Raw genomic sequence first — 13,214 nt, forward strand, 5'->3', positions numbered from 1 at the left:
CGTGAGGCGGGCACTCGAACGGTCGGGTGACCTCAGCCCAGGCCGACCGCGAAGACATGCAGGTTGCCGTTGTCGGGCAGCGTCACGCTCTTGATGTGCTTCCCCTCCGGTACGTCGAAGGGCTTGGTGGCGAAGACGTACGCGGCGGGCCCGGCGCCTCCTGACTGGTTGCGGTGGTCGGTGCGGGCCACGGTCGTGTTGCCGAAGACGGGGTCGGTCCCGCCGCCCGGCAGGGTCCAGTCGCCGAACGACAGATCCGCGGTGGCGGTGGAGCCGTCGGTGAACGTCACGGTGGCGCTGCCGCGCTGGTCGCTGTGCGTCGCCGAGCCCACGAACAGCAGTTTCCTGGCGTCCTCGGCCCGGTCCTCCAGGTCGATGCGCTGACCTGCGGCCACGACGTTGTCGGGCCGCCCCTGGGGCGCGGCGGGCCACACGAAGGACGTGCCCGCCACCTCGACGCGCGCTCCGCCCTTGAGGCCGGCTGCCTCAAGGCCCTGACGGGAGTAGGTGTTGCCGTCGCCGTCGTAGTCGCCCTGGCCGCGGTCGGCGTCGTCGGAGGAGCCGGTGTTGTCGTACGCGGCGGCGAGACCACCCTCGGCGGCGACGAGCACGAACACGGAGAGCTGGACGGGCTTGTCCCCTGCCCCCTGCCCACGGACTGTCACCGGGATCTCGTAGTAGCCCTCGGCCGTGCCGGCCGCGGCCTTCACGGACAGGGCGAGCTCGCCCGAGCCGGTCTTCGCGTCGAGGCCGAGCCGCCCGCCCGCGGACGAGACGGTCAGCCTTTCGGGGGCCTTCGCGGAGACGGTCAGCGCCTTGTCGTGCCCGGCCAGACGCTGGCCGTGGACGGTGACCTTCGCCGCGTCGCCGCCGGGGACGGCCGACGCCGCGTTGGGCGTCGCGCTCGCGAGGAAGGGACGCTCGCCCGAGCGGTACGAGGGCGGCGCGGCCTTCGCGGATGTCGCCCAGGTCTTGTCCGGGGTGCCCGACAGCGTGAAGTCGAGGCGCGCCCCGTCCTTCACCGCGGACTGCGGGAGGTAGGTGCGCTCCCAGGTGCGGCCGTCGAGCGCGAGCCCGTGGACGTACGGCGCGTCGGCGGAAGCCTTCGGGGCGCGGATGTCCAACTCCCGTCCCTTGCCGGGCAGATCGAGGACCGCGCGCTCGAAGAGCGGGCTGTGCACGGCGAGATCCGGGGTGCCGGGTGTCGACGGGTACAGGCCGAGCGCGGCCCACACGTACCAGGAGGACTGGGCTCCCAGGTCGTCGTTGCCGGGCTCGCCGTCCGGAGTCGGGCTGAAGAGGGTGGTGGCGACGTCCCGCACGGCCTTCTGCGTCTTCCACGGCATGCCCAGGTGGTTGTACACCCACGGCACACCGAAGTTGACCTCGTTGCCGGCCCACATGTAGGGCTCGTTCGGCCCGGCGTTCAGCTTCGTGAAGAAGGTGTCGAGGCGGTCGGCGGCCGCGTCGCGCCCGCCCATGGCCGCGATCAGACCCTCGGTGTTCTGCGGGACGAGCCAGTTGTACTGCGCCGCGTTGCCCTCGTCGAAGCCGTCCTGGCCGAACTTGCCCGGGGGCGGCGGCTGGTAGGCCGGGCCGTCCGGGAAGCGGCCGTCCTCGCCGCGCGGCTGAAGGTAGCCGGTGGCGGGGTTGAGGATGTTCTGCCAGTTCTGGCCCCGGCGGGTGAAGGTGGCGGCGGTGTCCTTGTCGCCCACGGCCTTCGCGGCCTGCGCGATGGCGAAGTCGTCGATCGCCCACTCCAGGGTGACCGATCCGCCCACCCGCTGATGGTCGCCGCGCGAGGCGTCGTTGTTGGGCATGTAGCCGCGCTCGACGAACTCGCCGATCCCGGGCCGTTCCTTGTACGCACCCGGGGTGTCGTCCACCGAAGTGGCGCCCTTGACCAGGTACTTCAGCGCCTTCTTGACGTCGAAGTCGCGGGCGCCGAAGGCGTAGAGGTTGGCGATGAGGGGGACGGAGTTGTCGCCCGTCATCTGGCCCGTGTAGTCGTTGGCCAGGGGCCAGCGCGGCCACCAGCCGCCCTGTTCGGCGTCGTTGACGAGCGACTGCGCCATGTCACTGGCCTGCTTCGGCCACAGCATCGCCTGGAGGGGCGCCAGCGAGCGGTAGGTGTCCCAGTCGGAGAAGTTCGCGTACTGGTTGTGTCCCGCGGGCAGCGTGCGCACCTTGTCGTCGAAGCCGATGTAGCGTCCGTCGGCGTCGTTGAAGGTGTTCGGGTGCATCAGCGAGTGGTACAGCGCGGTGTAGAACGTCTTCAGCTCACCGGTGTCGCGCCCGGCGACGCGGATCCTGCCGAGCGTGTCGGCCCACTGGTCGCGGGTCTGCCGGTGCAGGGCGTCCAGGCTCCAGCCGGGCACCTCGGCCGCCATGTTGGCCTCGGCGCCGTCCACGGACACGTACGACATGGAGACCTTGGCCCGCACCGTGCGCGAGTCCGCCGTCCCGAAGGTGAGGTAGGCGCCCGCTTTGGGGGCGTCGACCGAGTCGGTCTCCTTGGAGACGGTCTTGCCGTCCCACGTGCCGTGCGCGGTGAACGGGCGGTCGAAGGTGATCGCGTAGTGGACCGTGTACTCGTTGCCCTTGCCGCAGAAGTTGCCGGTCGTCGCGGACCCGGTGACCTGCTGGTCGCCGACGACGCGCAGGTCGGCGCGCTTGTTGCCGGAGAGGCTGGCACCGCCCTTCACCAGCACCTGGGCCGCGTCCGCCCCTTCGGGGAACGTGAACTGCGCCAGACCCGTACGCGTGGTGGCGGCCAGTTCGGCCCGCACCTTCGAGTCTGACAACGTGACCGCGTAGTACCCGGGTTCGGCCTTCTCGTCCTCGTGCGAGAAGGACTCGGTCCGGTCCCACGGAGCCGATCCGACGTCTCCGGTCACGGGCAGGATCGGCACGTCGCCGAAGGCCGTGCAGCCGACCGAGGCGTGATCGAGGCTGAAGCCGCGGATCCTGTCGCTGTGGTACTGGTACCCGGCGTACGAGCCTGCCGTGTCCGGCGAGAACTGCATCATGCCGAACGGGGCGGCGGGGCCCGGGAAGTTGTTGATCTCACCGACGCTCGCGCCGCCGCGGCCCGTGCCGATGAGCGGGTCCACGTACGCGGCGGGATCGCCCACCAGGGACGGCTTCGCCGCGGTGGCAGGGGACTTGGATGACGTAGACAACGTTGCCCTGGCTTCTGACAACGTTGTCGGAGCAGCCGAGGCCACCGCTGACGCCCCCATCAACAACCCGGCAGCCAGCGCGGCGGCCACCGCACTGCGGGTTCGACGACTTCTCGCACGTGTCACACATGTTTTTGTGGAATGAGCGCGGCTCAGCCACCACACACTCCGGGAGCGGGTGCCGTTCGGTCAAGGGGCGTGCGCCGATTGCCTCTTGAGCCGCCGCGACTCCCCTGCCTGGCGTTCCTCTCGCGCTACCGGGATTCATTCGCAGTGCATCGGGCTTCAGCCCGGTGGTGAAGCGAATCTGGAGATCGCGACGCGGAGCGTCGCGGCTTCCCTCCCTGCAGAGCAGGGAGGTGTGGCCCTCTGGCCTGCCGGTGCGCAGCGGCATGGCTCGCCTCCCACCCGGCCTCCGCCCCACGCGTCCAACGATCAGTAGCGGGCGCGATAGGCCGAACTTGCGCGCGAGCCTCAAACAGGAGGACGATCTTGATCAGCTCCGGTCTTCTGGGGCGGTGCCCGGGAGGGCGCACCTAGGGTGACGTTCATGCAGCTCCGGTACGCCTTCAGGTTGTACCCGGAACCGGGTCAACGCATCACGTTGGCGCGAGCGTTCGGGTGCGCACGCGTCGTGTTCAACGACGCGGTGCGTGCCCGGAAGGACGCCCACGCGGCGGGTCAGCCCTATCCGAAGGCCGCCGAGCTGTCCCAGACCCTGATCACCCGCGCCAAGCGGACCGTGGAGCGGTCTTGGCTGGGCGAGGTGTCCTCGGTGGTGCTCCAGCAGTCCCTACGCGATGTGGAGGCCGCCTACCGGGCGTTCTTCGCCTCCCTCAAGGGTGAGCGTAAGGGCGCGAGGGTGGGTGCGCCGCGGTTCAAGTCGCGGAAGGATTCGAGGCAGTCGATCCGGTTCACGGCCAACGCCCGCTGGTCGATCACCCCGGGTGGCCGGCTGAACCTGCCGAAGATCGGCGCGGTGCGGGTGAAGTGGTCCCGTGCCCTGCCCGTGGTGCCGTCCTCGGTCACGGTAATCAAGGACTCGGCGGGGCGGTACTTCGCGAGCTTTGTCATCGACACCGACCCGGCCGCCGACGTTGCGCGGATGCCCGCCACCGACCAGGCCATCGGTATTGACCTGGGCCTGACCCACTTCGCGGTGCTGTCCGACGGCACGAAGATCGACTCCCCGCGGTTTCTGCGCCGGGCGGAGAAGAAGCTCAAGAAGGCCGGGCGGGAGCTGTCCCGCAAGCAGAAGGGCTCGAAGAGCCGGGACAAGGCCCGGCTCAAGGTTGCCCGCGCGCATGCGCAGGTCGCCGACGCGCGCAAGGAGTTCCACCACCAGCTCTCCACCCAGTTGATCCGCGAGAATCAAGCGATCGCCGTGGAAGACCTGTCGGTCAAGGGCCTCGCGCGCACCAAACTGGCCAAGTCCGTCCATGACGCGGGCTGGTCACAGTTCGTGACCATGCTCGCCTACAAGGCGGCTCGGTACGGGCGGACCTTTATCAAGATCGGTCGGTTCGAGCCCACCAGTCAGGTGTGCTCGACCTGTGGTCACCACGACGGGCCCAAACCCCTGCACGTGAGGGAGTGGACCTGCCGCGAGTGCGGCACCGACCACGACCGTGACCACAACGCGTCGATCAATGTGAAACAGGCCGCCGGACTGGCGGTAACAGCCTGCGGAGCGAAGGTAAGACCAGAACCTGATCTGGCCCAACGCGAAGAAACAGGAAGCCATGGAATCCCAGCAGGAAGCCGTGCCGCGTAGCGGCACAGCAACCCGTGGGACGGCCAGAATCCTCGCGCTTCAGCCCGAGGAGCATGTCAATTGGCGTTCCTGTCGAGCTTGAGGGCGTTGGCCCAGAGCGCGGTGGACGTCTCGACCAGCTCGTCGAGCGTGTCGTCCTCACCGAGCCCGTACGCGTAGTAGGCCATGCGGCTCACCATGCCCGAGAGCGCGCGCGCCGCCATGAGGGGGTCGAGGTCGCGGTCCGCGAGCCCACGGTCCTGGAGGTCCTTGATGGCGCGCGCGTTGCGGTCGGCGAACGCGCGGCTCCGGCGCCGGCGCACCTCCCGGAACCCGGAGTCACCGGCCGCGACCTGATCGAGGATCAGCATGAGCTTCGCGTTGCGCTCGTACGCCTCGAAGTAGGCCCGGTTGCTGGCCTCGATCACGCCGACGGGCGAGCTGTCCTCGGGGTCGAGGCGCGGCATGCCCGGGTGCAGCATGTCGTCCTGCGCGACTTCGAGCACGGCCTGGAAGATCTCCTCCTTGCCGGCGAAGTACGTGTAGAAGGTGCCGGTCGAGCAGGCGGCCTCGGCGGTGATGTCAGTGAGGCGCGAGTCCAGATAGCCGTCGCGTTCGAACACGACGCGGGCCGCGGCCACGAGCGCGGCGCGGGTCCGGGCGCCGCGCGCGGTGGCGGGGGGTTCACGCAGGGCGGAGGTGTCCGCGAGCGAGGGGATGTCCTCCCCGTCCGGTGCGTGGCCGCGGGTGGTCATGTCGTGGGGCCTTCCTGTGCTGGCTTCTGCTGCTCACGTGTGTGCCCGCCGGGCGCTGCAGCCTGGTACTGCTCGCCGGCACCGCACACCTGCGAACTCACCTGTGGTGCCCGCAGGTACGGGAGCGAGGCGATCTTCGCACACCCGCGTGCGCCGATCGCCTCCTTTCCCGCTTGGCCCGGCAGGACCCCTCGCCAGTACCGTGCGGTCAGCGGGTGCGGCCCCACTGCGGTTCCCGGCGGCGCAGTTCACGCATCGCGATGGTGCGCTTGTGGACCTCGTCGGGGCCGTCGGCGAGGCGCAGGGTGCGCAGATGCGCGTACATGCTGGCGAGCGGGAAGTCGTCGGAGACGCCGCCTCCGCCGTGCACCTGGATGGCCCGGTCGACCACCTTCAGCGCGACCTCGGGCGCGGCCACCTTGATCGCGGCGATCTCGGTGCGCGCGTGCCGGTTCCCCACGGTGTCCATGAGGTGCGCGGCCTTGAGAGTGAGCAGCCGGACCATGTCGATCTCGATGCGGGACTCGGCGATCCAGTCCTGCACATTGGCGCGGTTCGCAACGGGCTCGCCGAAGGTCGTGCGCGCCTGGGCCCGGTCGATCATCAGGTCGAGGGCGCGCTCCGCCATGCCGACGGCGCGCATGCAGTGATGGATGCGGCCGGGGCCGAGCCGCGCCTGGCTGATCATGAAGCCGTCGCCCTCTCCGGCGAGCAGCGCGGTGACCGGGACGCGGACGTTCTCGAAGACGACCTCGGCGTGCCCCTCGCGGTCCTTGTAGCCGAAGACGGGGAGGTTGCGCAGGACGGTGACGCCGGGGGTGTCGATCGGCACGACCATCATGCTCTGCTGACGGTGCGTCGCGGCTTCCGGCTCCGTCTTGCCCATCACGATGAGCACCTTGCAGTTCTTGTGCAGGGCGTTGGAGGTCCACCACTTGCGTCCGTTGAGGACGTAGTCGTCGCCGTCCCGCTCCATGCGGAGCTGGATGTTGGTGGCGTCGGAGCTCGCCACGGCGGGCTCGGTCATCGCGAAGGCGGACGCTATCTCGCCGTCGAGGAGCGGCTTGAGCCACTTCTCCTTGTGCTCGTCGGTGCCGAAGAGGGTGAGCACCTCCATGTTGCCGGTGTCCGGCGCGTTGCAGTTGGTGGCCTCGGGGGCCAAGTGCGCGCTGCGGCCCATGATTTCGGCGAGCGGGGCGTACTCGAGGTTGGTGAGGCCGGGGCCCCACTCGGGGTGCGGGTGGAAGAGGTTCCACAGGCCGCACTTCTTCGCGTCCGCCTTGAGCTCTTCGAGGATGGGCGGGTGGAAGTGCGGATCGCCGGACTCCGTCATCTGCGCCTCGTAGACGGACTCCGCCGGGTAGATCCGCTCGTCCATGAAGGCGAGCAGCTTCTCCTGGTACTCCTTGGCCCTGTCGGTCAGCTCGAACACGTGGTTCTCCTCACGGGGGATGGATTTCGGGGGCCGGCGCGGCAGCGCGGCGCGGCCGGCTAGCGGGACCGGGGATCGGGCTGCGCGTCTGCCCGTGCTGCTTGTGCTGCGTGTATTTCGTGTGCCGCCGCTGCCTGTGTCGTCTCTGTCGCCATGTCCAGGTGCAGCAAAGCCCTCAACTCCTCGGCGGTCGTGGCCGCTTCGCGGTGGACGATCCCGGCGAGGCCGGCACGTCGTGCCGCGACGATGTTGTGTTCGAGGTCGTCGACCATGACGGTCTCGGCGGGCTCGGTGCCGAGCCGCTCGCACGCGATGGCGTAGGCGCGCCGGGACGGTTTGCGTACGCCGATCTCTGCGGAGATCGCCACGGCGTCGAAGATGGACTCGAGGTCGAAGCCCGCGTAGCAGTCGTCGCCCAGGGAGTTGGAGAGCAGGCCCACGCGGTGTCCCGCGTTCCGCAGCTCGGCGACGAGGTCGAGCATCGCCTGGTCGGGGCGCAGTTCGGTCTGCATCAGGGACAGGAGTCCGGGGCCCTGGACATCGGCTCCGTGCGCGCGCAGCCGCTCGGCGAAACCGTCCTCGAAGTCACGCTGGCCGAGTCGGCCTTCCTCGTGTTCCACGAGGAGGGCGCCGGAGAGCTCGTCCTTCGCGAGCAGCCTGAGCGGGAGCCGCGGATCCACGCCGAGCTTGGTGCCGAAGGCCTCGAACGCCTTGAACACGCTGGTGGTCAGCACTCCCCCGAAGTCGAAGAGGACGGCGCTGATTCGGGTACCCAAGAGACAGCCTCCTGGTCGCAGGTTCGGGAAGCATTCGCAACGTACCTGAACCCGGACTCAACTTCAATGACTCCCTCTGCGCTCGACCGTCTCAGGGCGTGCGCGAAACCCGGACATCCCACGCGTGTCGCCCCGGTCCACCGGCCCCCTCGGGCGAAAGTGACCGGACAGCCGACCACCCGCCCCTCGCTATCGCCCTCTCCACCCCCGCCACAGGCGCCCCACGGACGACCCCGAGGACCCCGTCATGAACACCCGCCAGACCCTCCGCCGTTGCGGTCGCACCCTGAGCCGCGGCGCCGCCCGGCCCAACGTGCTGTTCGGCGGCGTCTACGGAGCCGTCCTCGCCAGTTCCATGGTCGCCGCGCTCACCCAGTACGGGCGCTCGTCACGCGCGGACCGCATGTACGACGCCAAGTGGCTCCTGATCACCGCGCTCGCCTCGGCCCTGGCGCACGGGTACGCGCACCTCATCGCCCGGCGCGGGGACGAGACCCACCATGGGGCGTTCACCGCGGTGCGGGCGCTCGCCGAGGAGTGGCCGCTGCTCCTCGCCACCCTGCCGACGCTCGTGATGCTCTTCGGAGCGGGACTCGGCTGGTGGAACTACTCGGGGATCGAGTACGTCGCCCTCGGCTTCAACGTCGCCCTGCTCTTCGGCTGGGGTCTGACGGCGGCCCGTGTCAGCGGCAGGTCGTGGGCCCGGTCGCTGCTTCTCGGCGCGGGCGACGCGCTGCTCGGCCTGATCGTCGTCGTGGCCAACGCGCTGATCAAATAGCGGGCCGAGCGCGCGCCGTCCGCGGCGTGTCAGGGCGTGACGTGCGCGGCCATGACGTGCTTGATCCGCGTGTAGTCGTCGAAGCCGTAGCGGCTCAGGTCGCTGCCGATGCCCGACTGCTTGTATCCGCCGTGGGGCATCTCGGCGAGGACCACCTGGTGGCAGTTGAGCCAGACGCAGCCGAAGTCGAGCTCGGCGCTCAGCCTCATGGCGCGGCCCAGATCGGCGGTCCATACGCTGGACGCCAGGCCGAAGTCGACGCCGTTGGCCAGGGCGATGGCCTCTGCCTCGGTGTCGAAGGGCTGGACGGTGACGACGGGGCCGAAGATCTCGCCCTGCACCACGTCGTCGTCCTGGCGGACGCCGGAGATGACGGTGGGCGGGAAGAAGTAGCCGGGGCGGTCGACGCGCCGGCCCCCGGTCTCCACGTGGGCGTGCTCGGGGAGCGTCGCGATGACGGACTCGACGCGGGCGGCGTGGGCGGCGCTGTTGAGAGGGCCGTAGAAGGCGTCCTCGTCCGGTGAGCCTGTCCGGGTGTCGCGCGCGGCGTCGACGAGGGCCGTCAACAGGGTGTCGTGGAGCGGGCGTTGGACCAGGATCCGGGTCACGGCAGTGCAGTCCTGGCCGCCGTTGAAGAAGGCGGCGTCGGCGAGGGCGCGGGCCGTGCGGACGGGGTCGACGTCGGCGAAGACGACTGCCGGCGCCTTGCCGCCCAGCTCCAGGTGGACGTTCTTGACCTCGCGGGAGGCCTCGGCCATGACCTCGGAACCGGCCCGCGTGCTGCCGGTGATGGCCACCATGTCGACGTCCGGATGGGCGACGAGCGCGCGTCCGGTGTCCCGGTCGCCGCACACGATGTTGACGACGCCCGGCGGGAAGACGCGCGCGGCGAGTTCGCCGAGCAGGACGGTCGACCAGGGCGTGGTGTCGGACGGCTTGAGGACCACCGTGTTGCCCGCGGCGAGCGCGGGGCCGAGCTTCCACACGGCCATCATCAGCGGATAGTTCCAGGGCGTGACCTGGGCGACTACACCCACGGCCTCGCGGCGGACGTACGAGGTGTGGCCCTCCGCGTACTCGCCGGCGGCAACACCCTCCAGAACACGGGCTGCTCCCGCGAAGAAGCGCAACTGGTCCGCGCCACGGCCGACTTCGAGGGTCCGGGTCGTCTCGCGCGGCTTGCCGGTGCTGCGCACTTCCGCGTCGACCAGCTCGTCCGCGTGGGCGGTCACGAGGCCGGCGAGGCGCAGGAGTGCCTCCTGCCGCTGGGCCGGGGTGCTGCGGCGCCAGGCGGGCAGGGCGCGCCGCGCGGCGGCCACGGCCGCGTCCACGTGCGCGGCGGACGAGCGGGGCGCGGTGCCGTAGACCTCTCCCGTCGCGGGGTCGGTGAGCTCCATGCGGTCCGCGACCTCGGTACTGCGGCCGTCGACGATGTTGTGCAGGGTCAGGTCAGACATGGCAGCTCTCCTTGCGCAGGGAGGCGACAGTGACACCGGGGGCCAAGCGCCCGTCGGTCACCTTCAGCTCGACGAGGGCGGCCTTGCCGCTGTCGAGGGACCGCTGGAGCGCGGGCCCGAACTCGCCTGTGACAGTGACGGTTTCGCCGTGGGCGCCGAAGGCGCGGGCGAACGCGGCGAAGTCCGGGTTGCCGAGGCCGGTGCCGCTCACCCGCCCCGGGTAGGCCTGCTCCTGGTGCTGGCGGATGGTGCCGTACTTGGCGTTGTTCAGCACGATGATCAGCGGCTTGGCGCCCTCGGCCACGGCGGTGGCCAGTTCCTGACCGTTCATCAGGAAGCAGCCGTCGCCCGCGACGGAGACGACCCGGCGGTCCGGATCGTGGATCGCGGCGGCCACGGCGGCGGGTATGCCGTAGCCCATGGACCCGTTGCGGGGGGCGAGTTGGCGTGTGCCGTCGTGGTACGTGAGGAAGCGCTGCGCCCAGATGGCGTGGTTTCCGGCGCCGAAGGTGATGACGGCGTCCGCGGGGAGCCGGTCGTCGAGGGTGGCGAAGACGGTGGCCAGGTCGAGCGGGTCATCCTCCGGGACCGGGGTGCGGAACGCCAGGTGGGCGGCCCTGTCCTGCTTGGTCCGCACGGCCCACGGCACGGGGCTGCCGGGGCGCAGGGTGCGTACCGCGTCCGCGAAGGCCTCGGGGGCGGCGAGCAGGGTGAGTTCGGCGGGGTACAGGGCGCCCGGCGGCTGCGGTTCAGGCAGCACCTGGACGAGCCGGGGTCCGGTTCCGTCGATGGGAAGCAGCGTGAACCCGTCGGTCGCGACGTCACCCGGTGCGGTCCCGAGGGCCAGCAGCAGGTCGGCCTCGCGCACCCGCTGCGCGAGCGCGTCGTCGCGCCCGTAGCCGAGCGGGCCGACGTACACCTCGGACTCGTTGTCGATGAGGTCCTGGCAGCGGAAGTCCACCGCCACGGGCAGGGACCACGCCTCGGCCCAGTCCCGTACGGCGGCGCGGGCGTCCGAGGTCCAGCGGCCGCCGCCGAGGAACAGGAGGGGGCGCTCGGCGGTCGCCAACAGCCCTTCCAGGGAGACGAGTTCGGCCGGGGTCACGCCGCCGCCGGGGACGGGTAGCGGGGTTGCGTCGGCGACGCGTACGACGTCCGTGAGCATGTCCTCCGGCAGACCCAGGACCACGGGTCCCGGCCGGCCGCTGCTCGCGACGGCGAACGCGCGGGCGACGTACTCGGGGATGCGCGCGGCATCGTCGATGGTCTCGACGAGCTTGGCGCTCGCGCCGAACGTGCCGCGCAGGTCGAGCTCCTGGAAGGAGGCGCGGTCGGTGTGCCCGCGCGGCACCAGGCCGATGAACAGGATCACCGGCGTGGCGTCCTGGTACGCGGTGTGCAGGGCGACCAGCGCGTTGGTGGCACCGGGCCCCCGGGTCGTGAAGCAGACTCCGGGGCGCCCGGTGAGCTTGCCGTGGGCCTCGGCCATGTAGGCGGCGCCGCCCTCGTGGCGGCAGACGACCATGTGGACAGGGGCGTCGTGCAGGGCGTCGAGCGCGGCGAGGTAGCTCTCGCCGGGCACGCCGTAGACGGTCTCGACGCCGTGTGCGGACAGCTGGTCGATGAGGACCTGGCCGCCGGGACGGGCGGGGAGGCGCTGGGTCATGCGGTGGCCTTCTGAGGTGCGGAGGTGTTCTCGGGCGTGGTGGCGGACCGGCTGCCGAGCAGCGGTCCGGCCAGGAAGGAGCCGGCCGCGGTGCAGGCGGCGATGAGGACGAGGAGGAGGGCGACGCCCCAGGACGCGCCGTCGGTGACGCCGGTCAGCCAGGCGGCGACGAGCGGGACGAAGCCGCCGAGGACACCCGAGAGGTTGTACGACATGGCGACGGCGCTGTAGCGGAAGGTCTCCGGGAACAGGCCCGTGACGACGGCGCCGATGGTGGCGTACGGGATGGAGATGACGGCGACGCCGAGGGTCACACCGAGGATGACGAGGGCGGTCTGTCCCGTGTCGACGAGCCAGAAGACCGGGAAGGCGACCAGGACGGACAGCACACCGCCGACGGCGCACACCTTCCACGGGCCGACGCGGTCCGCGATCCGGCCGCCGATGTAGATCACGACCATCTCGGCCACGGCGGCAAGGAGCGTGGCATTCAGCATCACGGACTTCGCGATGCCGAGCTGTTCGGTGCCGTACGAGATCATGAAGGTGGTCAGCAGGAAGAAGCCGCCGATGCCGAGGAAGGCCGCGAGGACGCTGATGATCATGCGGCCCCAGGTCTTGCGGAAGGCCTCGATGAGGGGTGCGGGCGCGGGGCCGTTCTTCTCGGCGTCCTCGATCATGGCGCGGAAGACCGGGGACTCCTCGATGCGCAGGCGCAGGTAGAGCGCGAAGACGAGCAGGCCGAAGGCGGCGAGGAACGGGATGCGCCAGCCCCACGCGTAGAAGGCGTCGTCGGGCAGCAGGCCGACCAGGGCGAAGGCGCCGCTGGAGAGCAACGTGCCGACGGGCGAGCCGAGTTGGGGAACCGACGAGTAGCTGCCGTGCTTCTCCTTCGGCGTGTGTTCCAGGGTCAGGAGCATCGCGCCGCTCCACTCCCCGCCGACCGAGATGCCCTGCACGAAGCGGAGTACGGCGAGCAGCACGGGTGCCCAGATGCCGATGGTGTCGTACGACGGGAGGAGGCCGATGCAGCCGGTGGCGACACCCATCATGACGACCGTGATGATCAGCGCGGCCTTGCGTCCGTAGCGGTCGCCGATGTGGCCGAAGACCGCGGCGCCGATGGGCCGGGCCGCGAAGCCGACGGCGAAGGTCACGAAGGAGGCGATGGTCGCCGTCGTGGCGTCGAGCGAGGGGAAGAACAGCTTGTTGAAGACGAGCGCGGCCGCGGTGCCGTAGAGGAAGTAGTCGTACCACTCGAGGGCGGTGCCGATGAACGCGGCGGACAGGAGGCGCTTGATGTCGGCGGTGCCGGCGACGGTGCGGCCTGTTGGTGGCGTCGTGCTGTTGGAGCTCACGGAATCTCCCGGGGGACGGTGACCGCCTGGGCGGTCGGGGGACGGTGGAGCGGGGAG

The 13,214-nt window shown here is 70.5% G+C and carries 9 protein-coding genes; 2 read left to right on the plus strand and 7 right to left on the minus strand.

All coding sequences use genetic code 11. The features are described from left to right. Positions 1–32: 32 nt before the first annotated feature. On the minus strand, positions 33–3,182 hold the full coding sequence (locus OG698_RS04755; RefSeq protein WP_406101605.1) for a GH92 family glycosyl hydrolase: 3,150 nt from the start codon (positions 3,180–3,182) through the stop codon (positions 33–35). 550 nt (positions 3,183–3,732) lie between these two features. On the opposite strand from OG698_RS04755, the gene OG698_RS04760 reads away from it, so the two are divergent. Next, the gene (locus tag OG698_RS04760; protein WP_406101606.1) at positions 3,733–4,956 is read left to right on the plus strand and encodes an RNA-guided endonuclease InsQ/TnpB family protein; all 1,224 of its coding nucleotides are present in this window, start codon (positions 3,733–3,735) and stop codon (positions 4,954–4,956) included. Positions 4,957–5,012: 56 nt separating this feature from the next. Here the strand turns inward: OG698_RS04760 and OG698_RS04765 are convergent, their stop codons facing one another. The 3 genes from OG698_RS04765 to OG698_RS04775 all read right to left on the minus strand — a co-directional run bounded on the left by OG698_RS04765 (position 5,013) and on the right by OG698_RS04775 (position 7,898). Beyond that, positions 5,013–5,690: a TetR/AcrR family transcriptional regulator gene (locus OG698_RS04765; RefSeq protein WP_406101608.1), complete on the minus strand. Its 678-nt coding sequence runs from the start codon at positions 5,688–5,690 to the stop codon at positions 5,013–5,015. Positions 5,691–5,898: 208 nt separating this feature from the next. Continuing rightward, positions 5,899–7,122: an acyl-CoA dehydrogenase family protein gene (locus OG698_RS04770; RefSeq protein ID WP_406101609.1), complete on the minus strand. Its 1,224-nt coding sequence runs from the start codon at positions 7,120–7,122 to the stop codon at positions 5,899–5,901. Positions 7,123–7,181: 59 nt separating this feature from the next. Further along, positions 7,182–7,898: an HAD family hydrolase gene (locus OG698_RS04775; protein ID WP_406101610.1), complete on the minus strand. Its 717-nt coding sequence runs from the start codon at positions 7,896–7,898 to the stop codon at positions 7,182–7,184. A 247-nt stretch (positions 7,899–8,145) separates the two neighbouring features. On the opposite strand from OG698_RS04775, the gene OG698_RS04780 reads away from it, so the two are divergent. Beyond that, positions 8,146–8,676: a hypothetical protein gene (locus OG698_RS04780; RefSeq protein WP_406101611.1), complete on the plus strand. Its 531-nt coding sequence runs from the start codon at positions 8,146–8,148 to the stop codon at positions 8,674–8,676. 29 nt (positions 8,677–8,705) lie between these two features. On the opposite strand, the gene OG698_RS04785 is transcribed toward OG698_RS04780, so the two are convergent. The 3 genes from OG698_RS04785 to OG698_RS04795 are packed head-to-tail and all read right to left on the minus strand — an operon-like array spanning position 8,706 to position 13,157. Beyond that, entirely contained in the window at positions 8,706–10,133 is a 1,428-nt protein-coding gene (locus tag OG698_RS04785; protein ID WP_406101612.1) for an aminobutyraldehyde dehydrogenase, read from the minus strand. Continuing rightward, the gene (locus OG698_RS04790) at positions 10,126–11,799 is read right to left on the minus strand and encodes a thiamine pyrophosphate-dependent enzyme (RefSeq protein WP_406101613.1); all 1,674 of its coding nucleotides are present in this window, start codon (positions 11,797–11,799) and stop codon (positions 10,126–10,128) included. The genes OG698_RS04785 and OG698_RS04790 overlap by 8 nt, the downstream gene beginning before the upstream one ends. Beyond that, entirely contained in the window at positions 11,796–13,157 is a 1,362-nt protein-coding gene (locus tag OG698_RS04795; RefSeq protein WP_406101614.1) for an MFS transporter, read from the minus strand. Before OG698_RS04795 ends, OG698_RS04790 begins: the two co-directional genes overlap by 4 nt. Positions 13,158–13,214: the final 57 nt, after the last annotated feature.

This window comes from Streptomyces sp. NBC_01003 (assembly GCF_045162695.1).
Lineage (GTDB): Bacteria > Actinomycetota > Actinomycetes > Streptomycetales > Streptomycetaceae > Streptomyces.